This window comes from Pseudomonas sp. PONIH3, assembly GCF_002934345.1.
Classification (GTDB): Bacteria; Pseudomonadota; Gammaproteobacteria; order Pseudomonadales; family Pseudomonadaceae; genus Aquipseudomonas; species Aquipseudomonas soli.
In genome coordinates, this window is sequence record NZ_CP026386.1 from 757019 (window position 1) to 777238 (window position 20220).

Here is a 20220-nt window from a genome sequence, read left to right on the forward strand (position 1 = left end):
CAGCGTTAGGAAGAAGTCACTTCGCCACGTGAAAGCGCTTCATTAACTCGTAGGAAATCGTCCTTGAGGACGTACTGGCACCCAGGTGAAGCGCCGCAACCGTTAACGCAGCGCGGTGTGGGCTGCGCTCGGTCTCATGGCTAGCGCGCAACCCCCAGCATCCCGCGCTCGACAATGAAATCGATCACTGCCTGCAGCCCCTCGCCTTTCTTCAGGTTGCTGAACGTCCACGGCCGCTCCGGGCGCATGCGCCGGGTGTCACGTTCCATCACCTCCAGCGACGCCCCCACATAGGGCGCGAGGTCGGTCTTGTTGATCACCAGGAAGTCCGACTTGGTGATGCCCGGTCCGCCCTTGCGCGGGATCTTCTCGCCCTCGGCGACATCGATCACATAGATGGTCAGGTCGGCCAGCTCCGGGCTGAAGGTGGCGCTCAGATTGTCACCGCCACTCTCGACGAAGATCACCTCGAGGTTGCCAAACTGGCGCGCCAACGCCTCGACGGCCGCCAGGTTCATCGAGGCGTCCTCGCGGATCGCCGTGTGCGGGCAACCGCCGGTCTCGACGCCGACGATGCGCTCAGGCTCCAGGGCCCCGGCTTCGGTAAGGATGCGCTGGTCTTCCTTGGTGTAGATGTCATTGGTCACCACGGCGATCTGGTAGTGATCCCGCATGGCCTTGCACAGGGCTTCAAGCAGCGCGGTCTTGCCGGAACCGACCGGGCCGCCGACGCCGACACGCAGGGGTTGCTGATAGTTTTGCATCGTGGCTGTCCTCAGGAACGGAACAAACGGGTGTATTGGGTTTCATGGCGCGATGAAGCGATGGCCAGCAGCGGCAGGCCGCCGCCGAGCTGGTCGTCGTCAAGGCCCAGAGCATGATCAAGCACGGCAGGCAGTTCCTCGCCCAAGTCGCGTAGCAGGGTTTGCGCGGCCTGCTGGCCGAAGGGCACCAGCTTCACCCCCGCCATCACCGCACCCTCGAGCCAGGCGAAGCCATGGCCCAGGGCGAGCTGACGCAACGGGATCGACCAGTGCGCCCCGAGCCAGGCCATGCCGCCCAGCTGGCTGAGCTCGAGGCTGGCGCGCCAGGCTGGCTCCTGCCCCAATTGCCAGCCATCGAGCAGACGCGCCAGGGCGCTGCCGCGCTGCCGTTCTTCCAGGCGCAGTTCGGCGGTCTCGCGGTTGGCCAAAAGAAACTGGCTCCAGTGCGCGAAGGCGTCGGCATCTTCGGCCTGGCAGGCCTTGTACAGGCGCGCCAGCAATGGCCAGTCGAGGTGGCCGAGGGTGTCGTGCAACTGCTCGCGCTGCCAGGCGGCGAAGCCTTTGGCATCCTTCACCCAACCGGCTTCCACGGCCCACTCCAGGCCTTGCGAGTAGGTGAAGCCGCCCACCGGCAAACCCGGGCTGGCCAACTGCAGCAAGCGCAGCAGCGCCAGATCAGTGTGCATCAGCCGGCCAGCACCAGCGCGGCGCCCACCAGCAGGCCGCCGCCGAAAGCCTTCTGCAGGGCGGCATGGCGCCGCAGCAGGCAGCCTACGCCAAAGCCCGCCGCCAGTAGCAGGCCGCTGACCGTTACAAAACCGGCACTGAATTGCCAGAACGCGCTAGGGGTGGCTTCCACGCCATGGGCCCAACCGTGGAACAGGGCGAACACCGGCATGATCAGCGACAGCAGCAACTGACGACTCGGCACCAACATGGCCGCGGCCGCCACCAGCAGCGAGCCGAGGATCATCTGCTCCATGCCGACCACATCGCCGAACAGATGGCCGCAGACCGCGCCGCCGAACATCGCCGCCAGGGTCGCCAATGGCAAGGTCAGGCTGCGCCCCGTCAGGGCGGCCAGCACACCCGTGCCGAGCAGCATCAGCAAGTGATCGAGGCCGGTCAGCGGGTGCAGCAGGCCATCCTGCAACGGATTGCTGTCGTGTCCAGGATGGGCGAAGGCCGGCAAGGCCACCATCAGCAAAACCAGGGCGAAAGTCTTTTTCATTGTGGGCTCCGGGATGAAGTCAGGAATGGGCAGGAAGACGCACGAACGGGTGATCGTGGCCATGGGAATGGCTGTGGGGGGCGCTCTGGTAGGCACCGGCCTCGGGCTCGAATGGCGCCTGTTCGGCGATCACTTCCAGCCCCAGGCCACGCAGCATGTCGTCGAGCACATGGTCGTGCTGGAAGCGCAACAGACCCGGCTCGATCTGCAACGGCACATGGCGATTGCCCAGGTGATAGGCGGCGCGGGCCAGCAGGTGAGGATCGGCGCAGCGCACAGTCGAGACCGCCTCGGGGGCGGCAAGCACGCGAATGACCTGTTGGCCATCGGCATCGGCCAGCAATTCGCCGCCGCGCAGCAGGTGGCCGCGTTCGAGCATCAGCCCGGCCTCGCGGCCGTCGTCGAGGGTGACGCGCAGGCGGCTCTTGATGCGGCTGTCGACATTCAGGGTGACGCTGCCGGTGATGGCTTGGGCTGCAGTGATCCGGCGTGTGAGGACAATCATGTTCGCTCCTTCAGAACAGGAAATAACGCTGTGCCAGCGGCAACTCGTGCGCCGGCTCGCACACCAACAGCTCGCCGTCGGCACGCACCTGGTAGGTCTGGGCGTCGACCTCGATCAGCGGTTGCAGGGTGTTGTGGACCATGTCGGCCTTGCGCACCTGCCGGCAACCGTGGGCCAGGCCGATCAGGCTCTGCAGTTTCAGCTCTGCGGGCAGGCCTCGGTCCAGGGCGGCCTGGGGCAGGAAGGTCATGCGCGTGGCATGCCGCGCCGCCCCCAGGGCGCCGAACATCGGCCGGTAATGCACCGGCTGCGGGGTTGGAATGGAGCCATTGATATCTCCCATCGGCGCCGTGGCGATCATGCCGCCCTTTACCACCAGCGCCGGCTTGACCGCGAAGAACGCCGGTGCCCACAGCACCAGGTCGGCCAGTTTACCCACCTCCACCGAGCCGACCTCGTGGGCGATGCCGTGGGTCAGCGCCGGGTTGATCGTGTACTTGGCGATGTAGCGCTTGACCCGAAAGTTGTCGCTGTAGGCGCTGTCCGGGGCCAGCGGGCCGCGGCGCAGCTTCATCTGGTGCGCAACCTGCCAGGTGCGCAGCACCACCTCGCCGACCCGGCCCATGGCCTGGGAGTCGGACGAGGTCATGGCGAAGGCGCCCATGTCGTGGAGGATGTCCTCGGCGGCGATGGTCTCGCGACGGATGCGCGACTCGGCGAAGGCGACGTCCTCGGCGATGCTCGGGTCCAGGTGGTGGCAGACCATGAGCATGTCGAGGTGCTCGTCTACCGTATTCACGGTGTAGGGCAGCGTCGGGTTGGTCGAGGATGGCAGCACATTGGCCTGGCCGGCCGCGCGGATGATGTCCGGCGCATGGCCACCGCCCGCCCCTTCGGTGTGGAAGGTATGGATGGTGCGCTCGCCGATGGCCGCCAGGGTGTCCTCGATGCAGCCCGACTCGTTGAGGGTATCGGTGTGGATCGCCACCTGGATGTCCATGTCCTCGGCCACCCCCAGGCAACAGTCGATGGCCGCTGGTGTCGAGCCCCAGTCCTCGTGCAACTTGAGGCCCACGGCGCCGGCGGCAATCTGCTCGCGCAGGGCTTCGGGCCGCGAGGCATTGCCCTTGCCCAGCAGGCCGATGTTGATCGGCAGGCAGTCGGCGGCCTGGAGCATGCGCGCCAGGTACCAGGGCCCTGGGGTGCAGGTGGTGGCGTTGGTGCCGGTGGCCGGGCCGGTGCCGCCGCCGATGAAGGTGGTTACCCCGCTGGTCAGCGCCTCCTCCACCTGCTGCGGGCAGATGAAGTGGATATGCGAGTCGATGCCGCCAGCGGTGACGATCTTGCCTTCGGCGGCGATGACCTCGGTGCCCGGCCCCACCGGTACCGTGACGCCGGGCTGCACATCAGGATTGCCGGCCTTGCCGATGGCGGCGATACGGCCATGCTTGACACCGATATCGGCCTTGACGATGCCCCAGTGATCGATGATCAGCGCGTTGGTCAGCACCAGATCCATGGCCTCGGCGGCGAGCATCTGGCCTTGGCCCATGCCGTCGCGGATCACTTTACCGCCGCCGAACTTGACCTCCTCGCCATAGATCGTGAAGTCCTTCTCGACCTCCACCCACAGCGCGGTATCGGCCAGGCGCACGCGGTCACCAACGGTAGGCCCGAACATATCAGCGTAGGCCTGGCGGGAAATGCGGCTCATGCCCTTTCCTCCAGCACGCCCATCACCTTGCCCTGAAAGCCGTGCACCTCGCGCTTGCCGGCATAAGCCACCAACTGCACGGTGCGTGATTGCCCGGGCTCGAAGCGCACCGCGGTGCCGGCCGGGATGTCCAGGCGAAAGCCTCGGGTCGGCCCGCGCTCGAACACCAGGGCATCGTTGACTTCGTAGAAGTGGTAGTGCGAGCCCACCTGTACCGGGCGATCGCCATGGTTGGCCACGCTGACGCTGACGCTCAGGCGACCGACATTTAGCTCGATGTCGCCTGCGGCGACCTGGACTTCTCCTGGAATCATGCCGGCCTCCTCAAACGATGGGTTCATGCACGGTCACCAGCTTGGTGCCGTCGGGGAAGGTCGCCTCGACCTGAACGTCGTGCAGCATTTCCGGCACGCCGGCCATCACCTGCTCGCGCACCAGCACCTCGCGACCGAGGCTCATCAGCTCGGCCACTGTGCGGCCATCGCGGGCGCCTTCGAGCACTGCGGCGCTGATCAGCGCCACCGCCTCCGGGTAGTTCAGTTTCAGGCCACGGGCCAGTCGTCGCTCGGCCAGCAAGGCGGCGGTGAACAGCAGCAATTTGTCTTTCTCTCGCGGGGTCAGCTCCATGGCGGCTCTCTCAGGTGGCCCAAATGCGCGGCGGGCACGGTGCCAGGCCGAGCACGGCCGGGCGCAGCAAGTGCCAGAGGCGCTGCAGGTTGCGTTGCAGGTGTTGGTTGTCGTGGTCGAGCAGGCGGATCACCAGCAGCGGGCCGAGCAGCGTCGCGCCGGCTGGGGTTTCGAGTTCGTCGAGGATCTGCCGCGCCCGCTCCAGCACCGTCTGGTCGGCGGGTACTGCGCAGAAGGTGGCGAGCAACGGATGCCCGGCGACCTTGTCCAGCAGCCCACCCTCGATGCGCAGGCGCTCGTGCAGGCCCGGCTCGCCGGGCAGTTCGATGCGCAGGCGGCTGTCCAGCGCGCCCTCTTCGAAGCGCTCGTTCATCGCCGGACGGCCCAGGCACAGCGTCTCCCAGGCCAGCAGGCGCGCGCCGGGTTCAAGGCTGAAACGGCTGTCGAGGCCAGCGCGGGCGCCGTTGAAAAAGATACTGTCCTGCGGCAGCCATTCCAGGGTGCTGCCGGCGGCGAGGTGAAAGCGCTGGCCCAGCCGCGCTGGTGGGCCGATGCTGCGGTAGAACTTGCTTGCGCCAGGCATGGTGAGCAAGGCATGGCTGCCGGGCTCAAGGTGGACGTCAAGCTCGAGACGGTCGCCGGCGACGATGCCCCCTGGAGGGTGCAGCACATAGACATGGCATGGTGCTCCCTCCGGATAGAAAGGCCGCTGCACCAAAAGAGGTCCGACATGATGGCGCGCACCAAGCCGGGTCACGCCGTCACGCTGGACGAAGCGCAACCGCAGGTGGGCGCGCCAGCCTGTCTCTGCCTGTAGCGGGTCGATCTGTTGCGCCGACGACATCCTCAAACCCCTGAAATCCATGGCCTGACGGCCGGATGAGGGCCCTACGCGGGGCGCTTGCAGGCGCGCCGGGCTGACCACTCGATCAATATTCGCTGGAGGGATATAGCAGGGAGCGGGCCAACTGCGCAGATGAACGATGATGAAACTTTCGGACCGTCAGCCATGCCGCAAGGCTGCGGGCCAGAGCGGCTACGCCCGGACGCGCGATTCAAGTGCCTGCCGGCGTGGCGAAGTAGGCTAAAGTGACCACCCTGCCCCTTTTCGAGCCAAGGACGCCCCCATGCAATTCGCACCCGCCATTCCGATCCTGCGGATCTTCTCGGTCGACAAGGCCCGGGAGTTCTACCTCGATTTCCTGGGCTTCCAGCTCGACTGGGAACACCGCTTCGCCCCGGACCTGCCGCTGTACATGCAGATCCACCGCGACGGCTTGATCCTGCACCTGTCCGAACACCACGGCGACGCCACGCCGGGCTCGGCGGTGTTTGCCCGGGTCGAGGACCTCAAGGCGCTGGAGTGCGAACTGCTGGCCAAGCGCTACGGCTACGCCCGCCCGCAGGCCGAGGCGGTCGACTGGGGCCTGGAAATGCAGGTGGCCGACCCGTTCGGCAACCGCCTGCGCTTCTGCCAGCAGATCGACAACGTCTGATGGCCAGCGGCAAGCGCGCCCTGGCGCGCCTGGAGCGGGAGATGGTCGCCTGCTTGACCGAAGCCTGCGCCACTGCCCAGGGCGAGATCGTCGGTTTCGCCTGGCTCACCCACCAGGTGGACCTCGACGACTTCCCCGCCAGCCTGCGCATCACCTGGGTGTTCACCGATGACACCGACAAGGCCCGCGCGCTGGCCGGCGCGGACAAGGCGCGGATGATCGCGCTGACGGCCCAGGCGCTGCGTGACGCAGGCATCGAACTGGACCATGTCGCCTGGCATGTGCGCTTCGACAGCGAGGAGGCATGTTGGCGCGATCATGGCGGGGACTGGAACCGGCGCTTGCGTTGAACCATGTGCCCCGCTCCTACAGATGTCCTACAGTTCCCGATCCGCGCCGGATGTATTAAGGTGGCGGGGTGCGCATATAAAAGCAGCCCGCCGTGTTCGGGCAAGAGCAATGAGGGTGTCATGAGTAACGAAAGCATTAACTGGGACAAGCTGGGTTTCGACTACATCAAGACCGACAAGCGTTACCTGTCCGTATGGCGTAACGGCGAGTGGGACAAGGGCACCCTGACCGAAGACAACGTGCTGCACATCAGTGAAGGCTCCACCGCCCTGCACTATGGCCAGCAGTGCTTCGAAGGCCTGAAGGCCTACCGCTGCAAGGATGGCTCGATCAACCTGTTCCGCCCGGACCAGAATGCCGCGCGCATGCAGCGCAGCTGCGACCGTCTGCTGATGCCACGGGTGTCGACCGAACAGTTCATCGAAGCCTGCAAACAGGTGGTCAAGGCCAACGAGAAGTTTGTCCCACCGCACGGCAAAGGCGCCCTGTACCTGCGCCCATTCGTGATCGGCACCGGCGACAACATCGGCGTGCGCACCGCCCCTGAATTCATCTTCTCGGTCTTCGCCATCCCGGTCGGCTCGTACTTCAAGGGCGGCATGACCCCGCACAAATTCCTCATCTCCGACTTCGACCGTGCCGCCCCGCAGGGCACCGGCGCGGCCAAGGTCGGCGGCAACTACGCGGCCAGCCTGCAGCCGGGCTATGAAGCCAAGAAAGCCGGCTTCGCCGACTGCATCTACCTTGACCCGCTGACCCACAAGAAAATCGAGGAAGTCGGGTCGGCCAACTTCTTCGGCATCACCGCCAACAACGAATTCGTCACGCCGAAGTCGGTCTCGGTGCTGCCGGGCATCACCCGCTTGTCGCTGATGGAACTGGCCGAATCGCGCCTGGGCCTGAAGGTCATCGAAGGCGACGTGGAAATCGACAAGCTCGACCGTTTCGTCGAAGCCGGTGCCTGCGGTACCGCTGCGGTGATCACGCCAATCGGCGGCATCCAGTACAACGGCAAGCTGCACGTATTCCACAGCGAAACCGAAGTCGGCCCCGTGACGCAGAAGCTGTATGCCGAGCTGACCGGCATCCAGAGCGGTGATGTCGAGGCGCCAGCGGGCTGGATCGTCAAGGTCGTTTAAGCCCGTGCCGTCATGAGAAGGGGCGTGCCAGCAATGGCACGCCCCTTTCTTTTTACTGCTGCGCCATCTGAGCGTCAGCCGCGGCAGTATTGCCTAGATGAATTTTTCTTAAATCGCCGGTTGTCTATTCTTTGGCACAATCAGGTCTCCACTCGCCGCCCAGGAACCAGCATGCCTCGCGTACTGACTATCGAAGACGACGCTGTCACCGCCCAGGAAATCGTCGCCGAACTGTCCAGCCACGGTCTGGAAGTCGACTGGGCAGACAATGGCCGTGAAGGCCTGGCCAAGGCCATCGCCGGCGGCTACGACCTGATCACCCTGGACCGCATGCTGCCCGAGGTCGACGGCCTGACCATCGTCACCACCCTGCGCAACCTGAAGATCGCCACGCCGATCCTGATGATCAGCGCGCTGTCGGACGTCGACGAGCGCGTGCGCGGCCTGCGCGCCGGCGGTGACGACTACCTGACCAAACCGTTCGCCTCCGACGAAATGGCCGCCCGGGTCGAGGTGCTGCTGCGCCGCAACAGCGTGCCGATGACCCAGACCCGCCTGCAGGTCGCCGACCTCGAGCTTGACCTGATCAGCCACGAAGCCCGCCGCGGCGAACAGGCGCTGAACCTGCTGCCCACCGAATACAAGCTGCTCGAGTACCTGATGCGCCACTCCGGCCAGGTGATCACCCGGATGATGATCTTCGAGGAGGTGTGGGGCTACCACTTCGACCCCGGCACCAACCTGATCGACGTGCACATCGGCCGCCTGCGCAAGAAGATCGACTCGCCCGGCCAGAACCCGCTGATTCGCACCGTGCGGGGCTCCGGCTATGCCATTGCCGAACCCGTCTAAGGGCTGGAGCTCCTCCACCAGCCGTCTGCTGGCGCTATACAGTTTCCTGTTCGTGGCCTGGAGCAGCATCCTCATGGGGGTGCTGTACTTCGAGGTCACCAGCTACCTGAACAAGCTCACCCGCCACTCGATGCTGCAACGCCAGCACCTGTTCGCCCACATGAGCGGCAAGCAGCTGGACGACGCGTTGGTCGCCAGCCAGGCCTTCGAGGAGCGCAGCTTCGACGCCTACGGCCTGTTCGATACCCAGCTCAACCCGATCGGCGGGCGCATCCGTGCAATTCCCTCGGAGCTGGGCCTGGACGGCAAGGTCCATGAGCTCAAGCGTTGCCTGGACGCCGACGATCCCCATCTGCCCCGCGACAGCTGCGATGCCGTGGCGATCAAGGTGCAGGACGGTCGCTGGCTGGTGCTGGTGCGCGACAACGGCTCGCTGTTCGTGGTGACGAGGATCATCCTCGACGCTCTGCTCTGGGGTATCTCGCTGACCTTGATCCCGGGCTTCGCCGGCTGGTACCTGCTACGGCGCAGGCCGCTCAAGCGCATCCGCGCGATCCAGGCCCAAGCCGAGCTGATCGTCGCCGGCGACCTCACCCACCGCCTGCCCCTGTCGGCCCGGCGCGATGAACTGGACATGCTCGCCGCCATCGTCAACGCCATGCTTGACCGCATCGAGCGGCTGATGCACGAGGTCAAGGGCGTCTGTGACAATATCGCCCACGACCTGCGCACCCCGCTGACGCGCCTGCGTGCCCAGCTCTACCGCATCCGCCAGCAAAGCGGCAGCGACTCCGCCGAAGGCGCGGCGCTGGACCAGGCGATCGGCGAGACCGACACGCTGATGGCCCGCTTTCGCGGGCTGCTACGCATCAGCGAACTGGAAGACCGCCAGCGCCGCGCCGGATTCGTCCGGCTCGACCCGCAAGGGTTGCTGGCGGAGCTTCATGACTTCTACCTGCCGCTGGCCGAGGATGGCGGCATCCGTCTGCACCTGGAGCAGCCTGCGCAGCTGGCGGCGCTACATGGCGACCGGGAACTGCTCTTCGAAGCACTGGCCAACCTGGTGGGCAACGCGATCAAGTTCACCCCCGAGGGCGGACAGGTGCGTATCGTCGCCAGCGAGGACGAGGCCGGCGTGCATATTGCTGTCGAGGACAGTGGGCCGGGGATTCCGGCGGATGAGCGCGAGGCCGTGTTGAAGCGCTTCTACCGCAGTGAGGAAGGCCATCGCCACGCAGGGTTCGGGCTGGGGCTGTCGATCGTCGCGGCGATCGTCGACCTGCACGGCTTCGGGCTGGAGGTGGCCAGCAGTGCGCTGGGTGGGGCAAGGCTGGTGCTGCATTGCCCGCTGGCGGGGCCGGTAAAGTAGCAGCCTGAAAAGCATCGCGGGGCAAGCCCGCTCCCACGTTGGCACCCGATTGCAGATGCGTCGACGTGGGAGCGGGCTTGCCCCGCGATTGGGCCGCACAACGGCCCCGGTTGCAGTATCAGTCAGCCAGGCGCCAGGTAGTGGTGCCCTTGCTGTCTTCCAGCACCACGCCCATGGCGGCCAGCTGGTCGCGGATGCGGTCGGATTCAGCCCAGTTCTTGTCGCTGCGCGCCTGCAGACGCGCCTGGATCAGCGCCTCCACTTCAGCGGCATCGACCTTGCCCTCGGCGCCGGCGCGCAGGAAGTCATCGGCTTCCAGCTGCAGCACACCCAACACATCCCCCAACTCGCGCAGACGACCTGCCAGGCCGGCGGCGGCCTCGGGGTCGCTGTCACGCAGGCGGTTGATCTCGCGCACCAGGTCGAACAGCACGGCGCAGGCCTCAGGCGTGCCGAAGTCGTCGTTCATCGCCACGGTGAAACGCTCGACGAATGCCTCGCCACCCTGAGCAGCCACGCGCGGCAGGCCACGCAGCGCATGGTAGAAGCGCTCGAGCGCGCCCTTGGCGTCGCGCAGGCTGTCCTCGGAGTAGTTGATCGCGCTGCGGTAGTGGCTGGCCACCAGCAGGTAACGCACCACTTCCGGGTGATACTTGTCGAGCACATCGCGGATGGTGAAGAAGTTGTTCAATGACTTGGACATCTTCTCGCCGTTGATACGGATCATGCCGCAATGCATCCAGGCGTTGGCGTACTGCTTGCCGGTGGCCGCCTCGCTCTGGGCGATCTCGTTCTCGTGGTGCGGGAACTCCAGGTCGCTGCCGCCACCGTGGATGTCGAAGCTCTCGCCCAGGCAGCAGGTGGACATTACCGAGCACTCGATGTGCCAGCCCGGACGGCCCGGGCCCCACGGTGAATCCCAGTAGGGTTCGCCGGGCTTGACGCCCTTCCACAGCACGAAGTCGAGCGGGTCCTGCTTGGCCTCGTCCACTTCGATGCGCGCGCCGATGCGCAGGTCTTCGATCTTCTTGCGCGACAGCTTGCCGTAGCCGACGAACTTGCCGACCCGGTAGTACACGTCGCCATTGCCCGGCGCGTAGGCGTAGCCCTTGTCGATCAGGGTCTGGATCATCGCGTGCATGCCGGGGATATGGTCGGTGGCACGCGGCTCCAGGTCCGGCTTGAGGATGCTCAGGCGGCGCTCGTCCTCGTGCATCGCGTCGATCATGCGGGCGGTCAGCGCGTCGAACGACTCGCCGTTCTCGTTGGCCCGGTTGATGATCTTGTCGTCGATGTCGGTGATGTTGCGCACATAGGTCAGCTCATAGCCGCTCTTGCGCAGCCAGCGGGTGACCAGGTCGAAGGCCACCATGCTGCGACCGTGGCCCAGGTGGCAGTAGTCGTACACGGTCATGCCGCACACGTACATGCGCACCTTGTTGCCGTCCAGCGGCTTGAAAACTTCCTTGGTCTTGCTCAGCGTGTTGTAGATGGTAAGCACGAAGGTTCCTCAGCTGCCCCACGAATCGCGCAGGGTCACGGTGCGGTTGAACACCGGGCGACCCGGCTGGGAGTCTTTCAGGTCGGCGCAGAAGTAACCTTCGCGCTCGAACTGGAAGCGGTCTTCCGGTTGGGCCTGGCCCAGGGAAGGTTCCGCACGACAACCACTGAGCACCTGCAGCGAATCGGGATTGATGTTGTCGAGGAACGTGCCGCCGTCTTCGGTCTTCTCCGGGTTGGCCGAGCGGAACAGGCGGTCGTACAGGCGCACTTCGCACTCGATGCTGCCCTCGGCCGGCACCCAGTGGATCACGCCCTTGACCTTGCGGCCCTCGGGGTTCTTGCCCAGGGTGTCCGGGTCGTACGAGCAGCGCAGCTCGACGATGTTGCCGTCTGCGTCCTTGATCGCCTCGTCAGCACGGATCACGTAGCTGCCGCGCAGGCGCACTTCACCGGCCGGCTCCAGGCGCTTGTAGCCCTTGGGCGGCTCTTCCATGAAGTCGTCGCGGTCGATGTACAGCTCGCGGGCGAACGGCAGCACGCGCACGCCCATGTCTTCCTTCGGGTGGCGCGGCAGTTCGAGCTGCTCGACCTGACCCTCGGGATAGTTGGTGATGACCACCTTGAGCGGGCGCAGCACGCACATGGCGCGTGGCGCGGTGCGGTCCAGGTCGTCACGGATGCTGAACTCGAGCATCGCCATGTCGACCACGCCGTCGGAACGGTTGGTGCCGATCATCTCGCAGAAGTTGCGGATCGAGGCCGGGGTGTAACCGCGGCGGCGGTAGCCCGACAGGGTCGACATGCGCGGATCGTCCCAGGCCTCGACGTGGCCTTCGTCCACCAACTGCTTGAGCTTGCGCTTGGAGGTGATGGTGTAGTTCAGGTTCAGACGGCTGAACTCGTACTGGCGCGGGTGCGCCGGCACCGGCAGCTTGTCGAGGAACCAGTCGTACAGCGGGCGGTGGCTCTCGAACTCCAGGGTGCAGATCGAGTGGGTGATGCCTTCGATAGCGTCCGACTGACCGTGGGTGAAGTCATAGTTAGGGTAGATGCACCACTTGTCACCGGTCTGATGGTGATGGGCATGGCGGATGCGGTACAGGATCGGGTCGCGCAGGTTCATGTTCGGCGAGGCCATGTCGATCTTGGCGCGCAGCACGCGCTCGCCGTCCTTGAACTCGCCGGCTTTCATGCGGGCGAACAGGTCCAGGTTGTCCTCGACGCTGCGCTCGCGGAACGGGCTGTTCTTGCCTGGCTCGGTCAGGCTGCCGCGGTATTCCTTGGCCTGCTCGGGGGTCAGGTCGCAGACGTAGGCGTTGCCCGACTTGATCAGCTCCACGGCCCAGGCGTGCAACTGGTCGAAGTAGTCCGAGGCGTAGCGCACCGGGCCTGCCCATTCGAAGCCCAGCCACTTGACGTCACGCTGGATGGAGTCGATGTACTCCTGGTCTTCCTTGGCCGGGTTGGTGTCGTCGAAACGCAGGTGGCAGACGCCGCCGAATTCCTTGGCCAGGCCGAAGTTGACGCAGATCGACTTGGCGTGGCCGATGTGCAGATAGCCGTTGGGCTCCGGCGGGAAACGGGTGACGATGCTCTGGTGCTTGCCCGCGTCCAGGTCGGCCTGGACGATCGGCCGCAGGAAGTTCACAGGGACGGCGGGGGCGCCTTTGGCAGCGGCGTTTGGCGCGTTGTCGGCAGTGGGCTTGCTCATAGTGTCCTTGAATGCAGGTAGCCGGCCGGGTAGGCCGATTGAATCAAAGGGCCTATCATAGCCGAAGCAGTCAAGCTGCTGACAGCCGGAGCACCGACAAAGTGGCGCGTTTTGTCGCCGCAGCGGTCTACAATCCGGCACAATGGCGCCCCAGTGGCCTGTGCCGCGGCTGCCTGATCCTGCGTCAGGTTGTCCGAGCGCAGCGCGCACCCTATTTCCCGAATGCCTTGAAAGAGCGAATTTCAGCATGTCCAAAGTCAAACTGAGCACCAACCATGGCGATATCGTCCTGCAACTGAACGCCGAGAAAGCCCCGCTGACCACCGAGAACTTCGTTCAGTACGTCAAGGAAGGCCACTACGACGGCACCGTGTTCCACCGCGTGATCAAGGGCTTCATGATCCAGGGTGGTGGTTTCGAGGCTGGCATGAGCCAGAAGAAAACCCGCGCCAGCATCCAGAACGAAGCCGACAACGGCCTGAAGAACACCAAGTACAGCATTGCCATGGCCCGTACCATGGAGCCGCACTCGGCCTCCGCGCAGTTCTTCATCAACGCCTCCGACAACGACTTCCTCAACCACAGCGGCAAGAACGTCCAGGGCTGGGGCTACGCGGTGTTCGGTGAAGTGATCGAAGGCCAGGAAATCGTCGACGCCATCGAAAAAGTCGCCACCGGCTCCAAAGCCGGCCACCAGGACGTGCCGAAAGACGACGTGATCATCGAGAAAGCCGAGATCATTGAGTGATACTGCTGATCTCCGATCTGCACCTGCAAGAAGAACGCCCGGACATTACCCGGGCGTTTCTTGATCTGCTCGACGGCCGCGCCCGCCACGCCAAGGCGCTGTACATCCTCGGCGATTTCTTCGAGGCCTGGATCGGCGACGATGCCATGACGCCCTTCCAGCAGTCGATCTGCCAGGCTCTGCGCCGGTTGAGCGACAGCGGCACGGCCGTGTACCTGATGCACGGCAACCGTGACTTTCTCATTGGCCAGGCGTTCTGCGACGCCGCCGGCTGCACCCTGCTGGCCGACCCCAGCGTGGTCGAGCTCGGTGGCGAGGCGGTGCTGCTGATGCATGGCGACACCCTGTGTACCCGTGACGTGGCCTACATGAAGCTGCGCCGCTACCTGCGCAACCCGCTTAGCCTGTGGATCCTGCGGCACCTGCCGCTGGGCACGCGGCACAAGCTGGCACGCAAGCTGCGTAGCGAAAGCCGCTCGCAGACACGCATGAAGAGCACCGAAATCGTCGATGTCACCCCCGAGGAAGTGCCCAAGGTGATGGCCGCCCACGGCGTACGTACCCTGGTCCACGGCCACACCCATCGACCGGCGCTGCACAAGCTGGTGGTCGACGGCCAGCCGGCACGGCGCATCGTGCTGGGCGACTGGGATCGGCGTGGCTGGGCCTTGCAGGTGGATGAACAGGGTTTCCAACTGGCCCCGTTCGACTTCTCCTGAAACTGCGCGGGGCAAGCCCGCTCCCACGATTCACGTAGGAGCGGGCTTGCCCCGCGCTGCCACCGACGGTGCTATTTGGCGCTGACCACCTGACCCTTGTCCCGCTCGCTGATCACATACTGCTGATACTGCGGATCAGCCTTGATCTGCGCCTCGGTGAACGGAATCGGCGCCAGTTGCTTGGCCGCGAAGGCCCGCGTCTGGTCGGCGGCATGCGCTGACGCCCGCTCGCTCGACAGCGAGAACGCCAACAGCCCTTGGGCTTGCGGGCCCTGCTCGGTGAAGCTGACCACCTGCAGATAGCTCGAACCACTGACCACCAGGCGCTTGCCCGGCCCTACCGGCACACTGACCATCGCGTTGTAGACGCCCAAGGCCTGCGGCCCGCCGGGCACCGGCGTGCCATCGGCGGCCTGCTGGATCTGCCCCCACCGCTGGTCGGCGGCGATACCGGCCTCGGTCACCTGCGCAAGCGAGCCCAGCGCCGCCTCGTGCAGCAGCTTGCGCACGGCGGCCTGCTCCACCGCCAGGCCACGAGGTGTGTGCAACGGGTCGGCCGGATCGAACGGCACGCGCCAGCTTTGCGGACGCTCGGCCAGCGTGGCGGCGATGTTCATGAAATGAACCAGGCCGATACCGCTGTCCTGATCGGCTTTGCCGTTCCATGCCTGCAGGCTGGCACATACCGACTGAATGTCCGCCTCCACGCCCTTGCACCATTGCAGCAGGTCCGGCATCAGCAGGCTGGCCTGGTACACCTCGTCATCGAAGACCATGTGCTGGAGCTCGGCGCTGCCCAGCTTGCCCTTGCCCTGCAGGCGCTGCAGGGCAAAGCGGCTGCGCAGGCCCAGGGGCTGGTCGGCACGGCTGACCAGGGGCGAGAAGCCGGTCAACGGCTGGGCCGGGTTGACCATCCACGCCGAGTCGTTGGCGTGCTGTACATAATCGCGCCGCTCCAGGCTCGGCAGCAGGTTGGCCGGGAAGATCCCTGACTGGGCCGCCTGCGCATCCACCTTCCATTGACAGGCACTGCGCGAGCCGTCGAGCACCACCAGCGGGCCAGACGCGCCGGGGGTGCTGCACTGCTCCAGCATCCCCTGGTCGACATAGGGCACCACCGACTGATTGAGGTACAAGGCCTGGCCAGCAGCGTCCACTGCCAAGGTATTGACCCAGGGGATGCCCTGCAGCTCACCCACCGACGCCTTCAGCGCTTGCAGGCTGTCGGCACGGTTGATCCGGTACCACTGCTGCAATACCCGGGTATTGTCCAGGTTTGCATCGCGCAGACTGTAGGCGGCGTGCTTGTCCCAATCCAGACGGCCGGGCCATTGCACCACAGGGCCGAACTTCGACAGGTGAATCGTGCGTTCGACCTGGCTGAGCGTACCGTCCTCCCCCTTCACCGTGACCTTGAGCAGCTTGCGCTCCAGCGGCAGCGACTGGCCGTCATACAGATAGCGGGTGGCGTCCCTGGGATCCAGTTGCAGGCGATAGAGGGTGAAGTGCTTGGAGGTGTCGACCGTGTGGGTCCAGGCCAGTTGCCGGTTGAAACCGATATTTACCACTGGCAGGCCCGGCAACGCCGCTCCCATCACATCCAGTTGCCCGGGGATGGTCAACTGCATCTGGTAAAAACGCATCCCGCCAATCCACGGGAAATGCGGGTTGGCCAGCAGCAGCCCACGGCCATTGGCCGAACGCTCGGCGCCCACGGCCACGGCATTGCTGCCACGCTCGGCGGCGAACTGCGCCTGTCGCGCCAAGGCCACGCTGTAGTCGACCTCCGGGCGTTGCGCCGCCAGCTCGGGAGGCGTCGCGGCGACCACGGCCTCGACGAATTGCCCTACGCCGCCCTCGGCCAGCAAGCGCCGGGTCAGCTTGACCAGATCGCGGCTGGTGATCGGCCGTAGCCACTCCCCTGCCCCGCACTCGGCCGGTAGCCCCTCGATCCGTCGTTCACCCAGGGCACGGTTGTAGCCGTTGGCATACCCATCAAGCAGATCACGCACCGCCACCGGCTGCGCCGTGAGGAAACTGTCTACCGCCGCAGGTTCGTTGAGCCAGGTAAAGAACAGGTCACTGGAGAGGTTGTCACGCTGCTCGACCGTCTTGCCGTCGGCACCGAAATACCGGGAGCGCTCGCCATTGACCGTCAGCACCTCGCCGGCCAGCAGGCACAGGTTGTCCTGGGCGTAGGCGTAGCCGATGCCGTAGCCCAGGCCGCGCTCGTCCTTGGCCAGGATGTGTGGCACGCCGAAACTGGTGCGACGGATCTGCGCGGACGCCTCGCCATCGGCCTCGCGCGCCTGCAGGGTCAGGCTGGCAGCGACCAGGGCGGCGGCAAGGCCCAGGCGAAACAGGGGAAGAGGGATCACAGGCACTCCTCGTGCTTATCGGGGTCATCCCGAACAGACGAATGGCCAGATGAAAATTTTACGTTCAACGCGGTGCTGCAACGTTCTCAACAGAACATGTCAGATTTTTTTCACCGGGGGTTGCAGTTTTGTCGAGCTCAAACGTCTTTAGATGTGAGGCACCCATGATTTCGGGACAGTCCACGAAAAGGAGCATTCACATGTACAACCCGCAACAATCGCTAGCGGCGCAGCCTGCGCCCAGTCAGGCCGCCGCCCCCCAGGAAGAACGCGTGGGCAACGAGCAAATCCGCGAGCTGCTGCGCGCCTACGGCCTGCGCACCAGCCTGATCCGCCTTAAGGTCATCGACGCCCTGCACACCGCCGGCCGCAGTGGCCGCAGCATTGGTGTGCGTGGCGTGCATGCGCAACTGGAGCAACTGGACATCCCGCTGTCGTTCCTGAGCGTGCGAGAGGTGCTCAAGCGCTTGTGCAGCGAAGGCGTGATCAGCCTGGGCAGTGACAAATGCTACAGCCTCAACCCCCAGGCCCGAGCCGTGCTCGAGCAACCCGCCTCGCGCTGAGCGCATGGCCGGCAAGGATATGCCGGCCCGCCTGCTTCAGGGTTTCACCTTGCGCCGCAGGATCCCGTTGATCACCACCACGACCACCGCAATGGCGATGGCGACGTACTGGAATGTCTGCTCGCTGATAGTGCCCTGCTTCTGCAGGTAACTCAGACCGAGCATGATCCCCAGCACCACCAGGATGATCAGGATCGAATATTTCAGGCGCTGCACATGTGTCATCGGAGGTTCCTTGCGACATCGGGGACATGAGGCTCCAACGGAGCCGCCGCCATGATACCTCGGCTGCTTTCCCCTCGCTGCAGTTCCTGCCTGATCCTCACACGACAATCTCCCAGTTCGGTCACAGCCTGGCGAGCGCATCGAGATACGCCCGTGGTTGCATGTCTAGGTAAGCTACCCAATTCGCCATCATGGAACCCTTTCTCTAGATGGTTTAGGGCCTGTAGCGCAAGGGTGAAGGCATTTCCCACTTCAAGACACCCGATTGCCCGCAAATGACAGACAAGGACGACTACAAGCCCCGGTCCGCTTCGCGCCTAGCGACCCTTTCCGTCGCTGTTCGAAAATCCGCCTACGCCACGCGGGCCATCCCGTGGCAACCCTCGCCGCAGCCGGTCCGAGCCTCGGCGTCGGCCAAACCCAATGACGGAAGGAACCATTACGTGGAAATGCCAGACCTGAGCAACATCGACCTCACCCAACTGCCTCATTCGCTGCAGGCGCTGATCGAATGCATCGGTCTGGACAGCGCCTACCGGCTGACGCATGCCTTTGGCGGGCGCCCGAAGTACATCCCCAAACATCGCCGACGCACCAAATTGGCCGATGTGCTGCCGCCAGAAGCGCTGGACGCGCTGATCCAGCGCTTCGCCGGCCTTGCCCTGGAGATTCCCAAGTCCGACCACTTCCAGCGCCAGCTGCGCAACCAGCAGATCCAGCGGGAGAGCGCCAGCGGGCTGTCACGCAGCCTGCTCGCCGACAAGTATGGATTGAGCCTGCGACAGATTGGCAACATCCGTAGACAGGCGTAGCCAGCACCGCCCTGGACTTGGCCGAAGCGGGTGACGCCGGAACCTGCCAGTGGCGCTGAGGAGGCGCTGGACCAATTTGTCGCAATCGACCGTCTGAAGATCAGACACGGATCAAGTCGATGCAACAGCGACCTCGGTCTACTTTTCGCCTTCCTCGAGCGGTGTGCTCCACAGCACCAGCTCAAGCGCCGCGGCGATCTGGATACGGTGGTCGGCAAATGGAATGGGCAGCAGGTCCTGGGCGCGTTCCAGGCGCCGCAGCAAGGTATTGCGATGCGTACCCAATACTTCGGCGGTCTGGGTGATATTGCAGCCATGGGCCAGGAATGCCCGCAACGAATACTGCAGCACCACCGGCTCTGAAGCCAGGCGCCCCAAGGTACTCAAGACAAACTGCCTGGCCGCCCGGGCGTCCTGTGTCATCAGCGACACCATCCTCACCTGATCGATACTGGCCACAGGCGGCGCGCCCGCCAGGCGCCCCATCAGCCCCTGGGTGGTCAAGGCTTCCAGGTGGGAGCGACGGAAACCGTTGAGCCCCGCCGCAGGGGCGCCCAGTGCCGCACGAACGCCTGGGTACTGACGAACCACGCCTTGCAGCGCATTGAGGTCCAGAGGCCTTGTCGCAGCACTCCAGCCCCATAAGGTCGCAGGCCCGGCGAACACCACCAGCGGCGCCCCCGCCCCCGTGAGGCTTGCCAGCGCGCGCGCCATGTCCTCTAGCGGACGAATGTGTGCTTCGGGCGTCTCGCTCCACACCAGAAAGGCCTGGTGCTTCTGCGCAAGGCCGTAGCCCAGGCGCCTGGCGAACTGCTCGGCGTCGACATCGCGGCCGTCGAGCAGGCGACTGACCAGGCTGCGTTTGTCGATGTGCTCATCATGAGCCTGGGCGTGCTTTTCCTCGAGGATGATCCGGGTGATCACTCGCATGTTGCTGTCGATGAACTCCGAGATCGAGCGCGAGGAGACGTCCAGTAACTCCTCGAGCAGCGCCGGGTCCTGGGTCAGGCCGAACGCCATCTTCATCCATAGTTCCCAGGCGGTGTTCTGTGTCGACCTGGCGACATTCATCAGCAGTTCAGACAGCCCGCGATGGGCGAGCTCCCGTGCCGTATCCACCATGTCAGCCGATACATAGGGTTCCACCGGCTCGCCTGGGCGCTGCATGTTGGCGTTGGCCCAATGCAACAACTCTGCTCGATTGGCGCGCCGACACGCGGCCAGGATAACCGGGTCCTCCAGCAACCTTGCGTCTTCCGGAGACGCGAAAAGCGCCTGGTTGAGCCGCTCGACCCACTCCGGCGGCAGGGCCTGGGCACGTTCGGCGCCTTTGCGGATCAGTTCACGCACCGCTTCGGACGGGCGTGGCCAAGGGGAGGGAGGAAGGCTCATAGAGAGTGCAAAATGCTCAAAAAAATGAGGGAAAATGGTGCTTTTTGTACCTTGGCCACAGGTCGGTGGAAACATAGCATGAAGCCACTGCCTGAGCAAAAAGCACAAGGAAGGCATCTGC

22 protein-coding genes are annotated in these 20220 nt (G+C 64.9%); 9 read left to right on the top strand and 13 right to left on the bottom strand.

All coding sequences use genetic code 11. The features are described 5' to 3' along the window. Nucleotides 1–140: 140 nt before the first annotated feature. Genes ureG through C3F42_RS03340 form a run of 8 tightly spaced genes read right to left on the bottom strand, consistent with a single transcriptional unit; the run spans nucleotide 141 to nucleotide 5685 of the window. Nucleotides 141–764 (bottom strand): urease accessory protein UreG, encoded by a 624-nt coding sequence (gene ureG, locus C3F42_RS03305; protein ID WP_023632538.1) that lies wholly within the window; start codon nucleotides 762–764, stop codon nucleotides 141–143. A gap of 11 nt (nucleotides 765–775) precedes the next feature. After that, nucleotides 776–1450: an urease accessory protein UreF gene (locus C3F42_RS03310; RefSeq protein ID WP_094011209.1), complete on the bottom strand. Its 675-nt coding sequence runs from the start codon at nucleotides 1448–1450 to the stop codon at nucleotides 776–778. Continuing rightward, the gene (locus C3F42_RS03315) at nucleotides 1450–1995 is read right to left on the bottom strand and encodes a HupE/UreJ family protein (protein ID WP_104443963.1); all 546 of its coding nucleotides are present in this window, start codon (nucleotides 1993–1995) and stop codon (nucleotides 1450–1452) included. Before C3F42_RS03315 ends, C3F42_RS03310 begins: the two co-directional genes overlap by 1 nt. A gap of 19 nt (nucleotides 1996–2014) precedes the next feature. Beyond that, nucleotides 2015–2500, bottom strand: coding sequence for an urease accessory protein UreE (gene ureE, locus C3F42_RS03320; protein ID WP_038706007.1), 486 nt, complete (start codon nucleotides 2498–2500; stop codon nucleotides 2015–2017). A gap of 10 nt (nucleotides 2501–2510) precedes the next feature. Then, nucleotides 2511–4214, bottom strand: a complete 1704-nt coding sequence (ureC, locus tag C3F42_RS03325; RefSeq protein ID WP_038706006.1) for an urease subunit alpha — start codon at nucleotides 4212–4214, stop codon at nucleotides 2511–2513. Beyond that, a complete protein-coding gene (locus C3F42_RS03330) occupies nucleotides 4211–4528 on the bottom strand; it encodes an urease subunit beta (protein WP_023632872.1) in 318 nt (105 codons plus the stop codon). Before C3F42_RS03330 ends, ureC begins: the two co-directional genes overlap by 4 nt. A 10-nt stretch (nucleotides 4529–4538) precedes the next feature. Further along, a complete protein-coding gene (locus C3F42_RS03335) occupies nucleotides 4539–4841 on the bottom strand; it encodes an urease subunit gamma (protein WP_038706005.1) in 303 nt (100 codons plus the stop codon). A 10-nt stretch (nucleotides 4842–4851) separates the two neighbouring features. Continuing rightward, complete coding sequence (locus C3F42_RS03340) at nucleotides 4852–5685, bottom strand: urease accessory protein UreD (RefSeq protein ID WP_104443964.1); 834 nt, start codon at nucleotides 5683–5685, stop codon at nucleotides 4852–4854. Nucleotides 5686–5968: 283 nt separating this feature from the next. Here C3F42_RS03340 and C3F42_RS03345 point away from each other — a divergent pair, with 283 nt between their 5' ends. The 5 genes from C3F42_RS03345 (at nucleotide 5969) to C3F42_RS03365 (ending at nucleotide 10048) form a co-directional block, all read left to right on the top strand. Next, nucleotides 5969–6337, top strand: coding sequence for a glyoxalase superfamily protein (locus tag C3F42_RS03345; RefSeq protein ID WP_038706003.1), 369 nt, complete (start codon nucleotides 5969–5971; stop codon nucleotides 6335–6337). Next, nucleotides 6334–6687, top strand: coding sequence for a hypothetical protein (locus C3F42_RS03350; protein WP_038707520.1), 354 nt, complete (start codon nucleotides 6334–6336; stop codon nucleotides 6685–6687). The genes C3F42_RS03345 and C3F42_RS03350 overlap by 4 nt, the downstream gene beginning before the upstream one ends. A gap of 120 nt (nucleotides 6688–6807) precedes the next feature. After that, nucleotides 6808–7827, top strand: coding sequence for a branched-chain amino acid aminotransferase (locus tag C3F42_RS03355; protein WP_038706002.1), 1020 nt, complete (start codon nucleotides 6808–6810; stop codon nucleotides 7825–7827). 171 nt (nucleotides 7828–7998) lie between these two features. Continuing rightward, entirely contained in the window at nucleotides 7999–8679 is a 681-nt protein-coding gene (locus tag C3F42_RS03360; RefSeq protein WP_038706001.1) for a response regulator transcription factor, read from the top strand. After that, nucleotides 8657–10048: a HAMP domain-containing sensor histidine kinase gene (locus C3F42_RS03365; RefSeq protein ID WP_038706000.1), complete on the top strand. Its 1392-nt coding sequence runs from the start codon at nucleotides 8657–8659 to the stop codon at nucleotides 10046–10048. The genes C3F42_RS03360 and C3F42_RS03365 overlap by 23 nt, the downstream gene beginning before the upstream one ends. A gap of 118 nt (nucleotides 10049–10166) precedes the next feature. On the opposite strand, the gene cysS is transcribed toward C3F42_RS03365, so the two are convergent. Beyond that, the gene (cysS, locus tag C3F42_RS03370; RefSeq protein ID WP_038705999.1) at nucleotides 10167–11549 is read right to left on the bottom strand and encodes a cysteine--tRNA ligase; all 1383 of its coding nucleotides are present in this window, start codon (nucleotides 11547–11549) and stop codon (nucleotides 10167–10169) included. Nucleotides 11550–11558: 9 nt separating this feature from the next. Continuing rightward, a complete protein-coding gene (locus C3F42_RS03375) occupies nucleotides 11559–13262 on the bottom strand; it encodes a glutamine--tRNA ligase/YqeY domain fusion protein (protein WP_104443965.1) in 1704 nt (567 codons plus the stop codon). A 247-nt stretch (nucleotides 13263–13509) separates the two neighbouring features. Here C3F42_RS03375 and C3F42_RS03380 point away from each other — a divergent pair, with 247 nt between their 5' ends. Both C3F42_RS03380 and C3F42_RS03385 read left to right on the top strand, forming a co-directional pair. Then, the gene (locus C3F42_RS03380) at nucleotides 13510–14010 is read left to right on the top strand and encodes a peptidylprolyl isomerase (protein ID WP_023630093.1); all 501 of its coding nucleotides are present in this window, start codon (nucleotides 13510–13512) and stop codon (nucleotides 14008–14010) included. After that, nucleotides 14007–14729 (top strand): UDP-2,3-diacylglucosamine diphosphatase, encoded by a 723-nt coding sequence (locus tag C3F42_RS03385; RefSeq protein WP_094011206.1) that lies wholly within the window; start codon nucleotides 14007–14009, stop codon nucleotides 14727–14729. The genes C3F42_RS03380 and C3F42_RS03385 overlap by 4 nt, the downstream gene beginning before the upstream one ends. A gap of 71 nt (nucleotides 14730–14800) precedes the next feature. Here C3F42_RS03385 and C3F42_RS03390 read toward each other — a convergent pair whose 3' ends face one another. Beyond that, nucleotides 14801–17107: an acylase gene (locus C3F42_RS03390; protein ID WP_371920582.1), complete on the bottom strand. Its 2307-nt coding sequence runs from the start codon at nucleotides 17105–17107 to the stop codon at nucleotides 14801–14803. Between the two features lie 200 nt (nucleotides 17108–17307). On the opposite strand from C3F42_RS03390, the gene C3F42_RS03395 reads away from it, so the two are divergent. After that, complete coding sequence (locus tag C3F42_RS03395) at nucleotides 17308–17670, top strand: fe2+ zn2+ uptake regulation protein (protein WP_038705997.1); 363 nt, start codon at nucleotides 17308–17310, stop codon at nucleotides 17668–17670. 36 nt (nucleotides 17671–17706) lie between these two features. On the opposite strand, the gene C3F42_RS03400 is transcribed toward C3F42_RS03395, so the two are convergent. After that, complete coding sequence (locus C3F42_RS03400; protein WP_023632313.1) at nucleotides 17707–17895, bottom strand: hypothetical protein; 189 nt, start codon at nucleotides 17893–17895, stop codon at nucleotides 17707–17709. Nucleotides 17896–18338: 443 nt separating this feature from the next. Here C3F42_RS03400 and C3F42_RS03405 point away from each other — a divergent pair, with 443 nt between their 5' ends. Next, nucleotides 18339–18707 carry a Mor transcription activator family protein gene (locus C3F42_RS03405; RefSeq protein WP_038705996.1) on the top strand — a complete coding sequence of 123 codons (369 nt, stop codon included), beginning with the start codon at nucleotides 18339–18341 and terminating at the stop codon, nucleotides 18705–18707. A 138-nt stretch (nucleotides 18708–18845) separates the two neighbouring features. On the opposite strand, the gene C3F42_RS03410 is transcribed toward C3F42_RS03405, so the two are convergent. After that, complete coding sequence (locus tag C3F42_RS03410; RefSeq protein ID WP_094011204.1) at nucleotides 18846–20099, bottom strand: CdaR family transcriptional regulator; 1254 nt, start codon at nucleotides 20097–20099, stop codon at nucleotides 18846–18848. Nucleotides 20100–20220 lie beyond the last annotated feature (121 nt).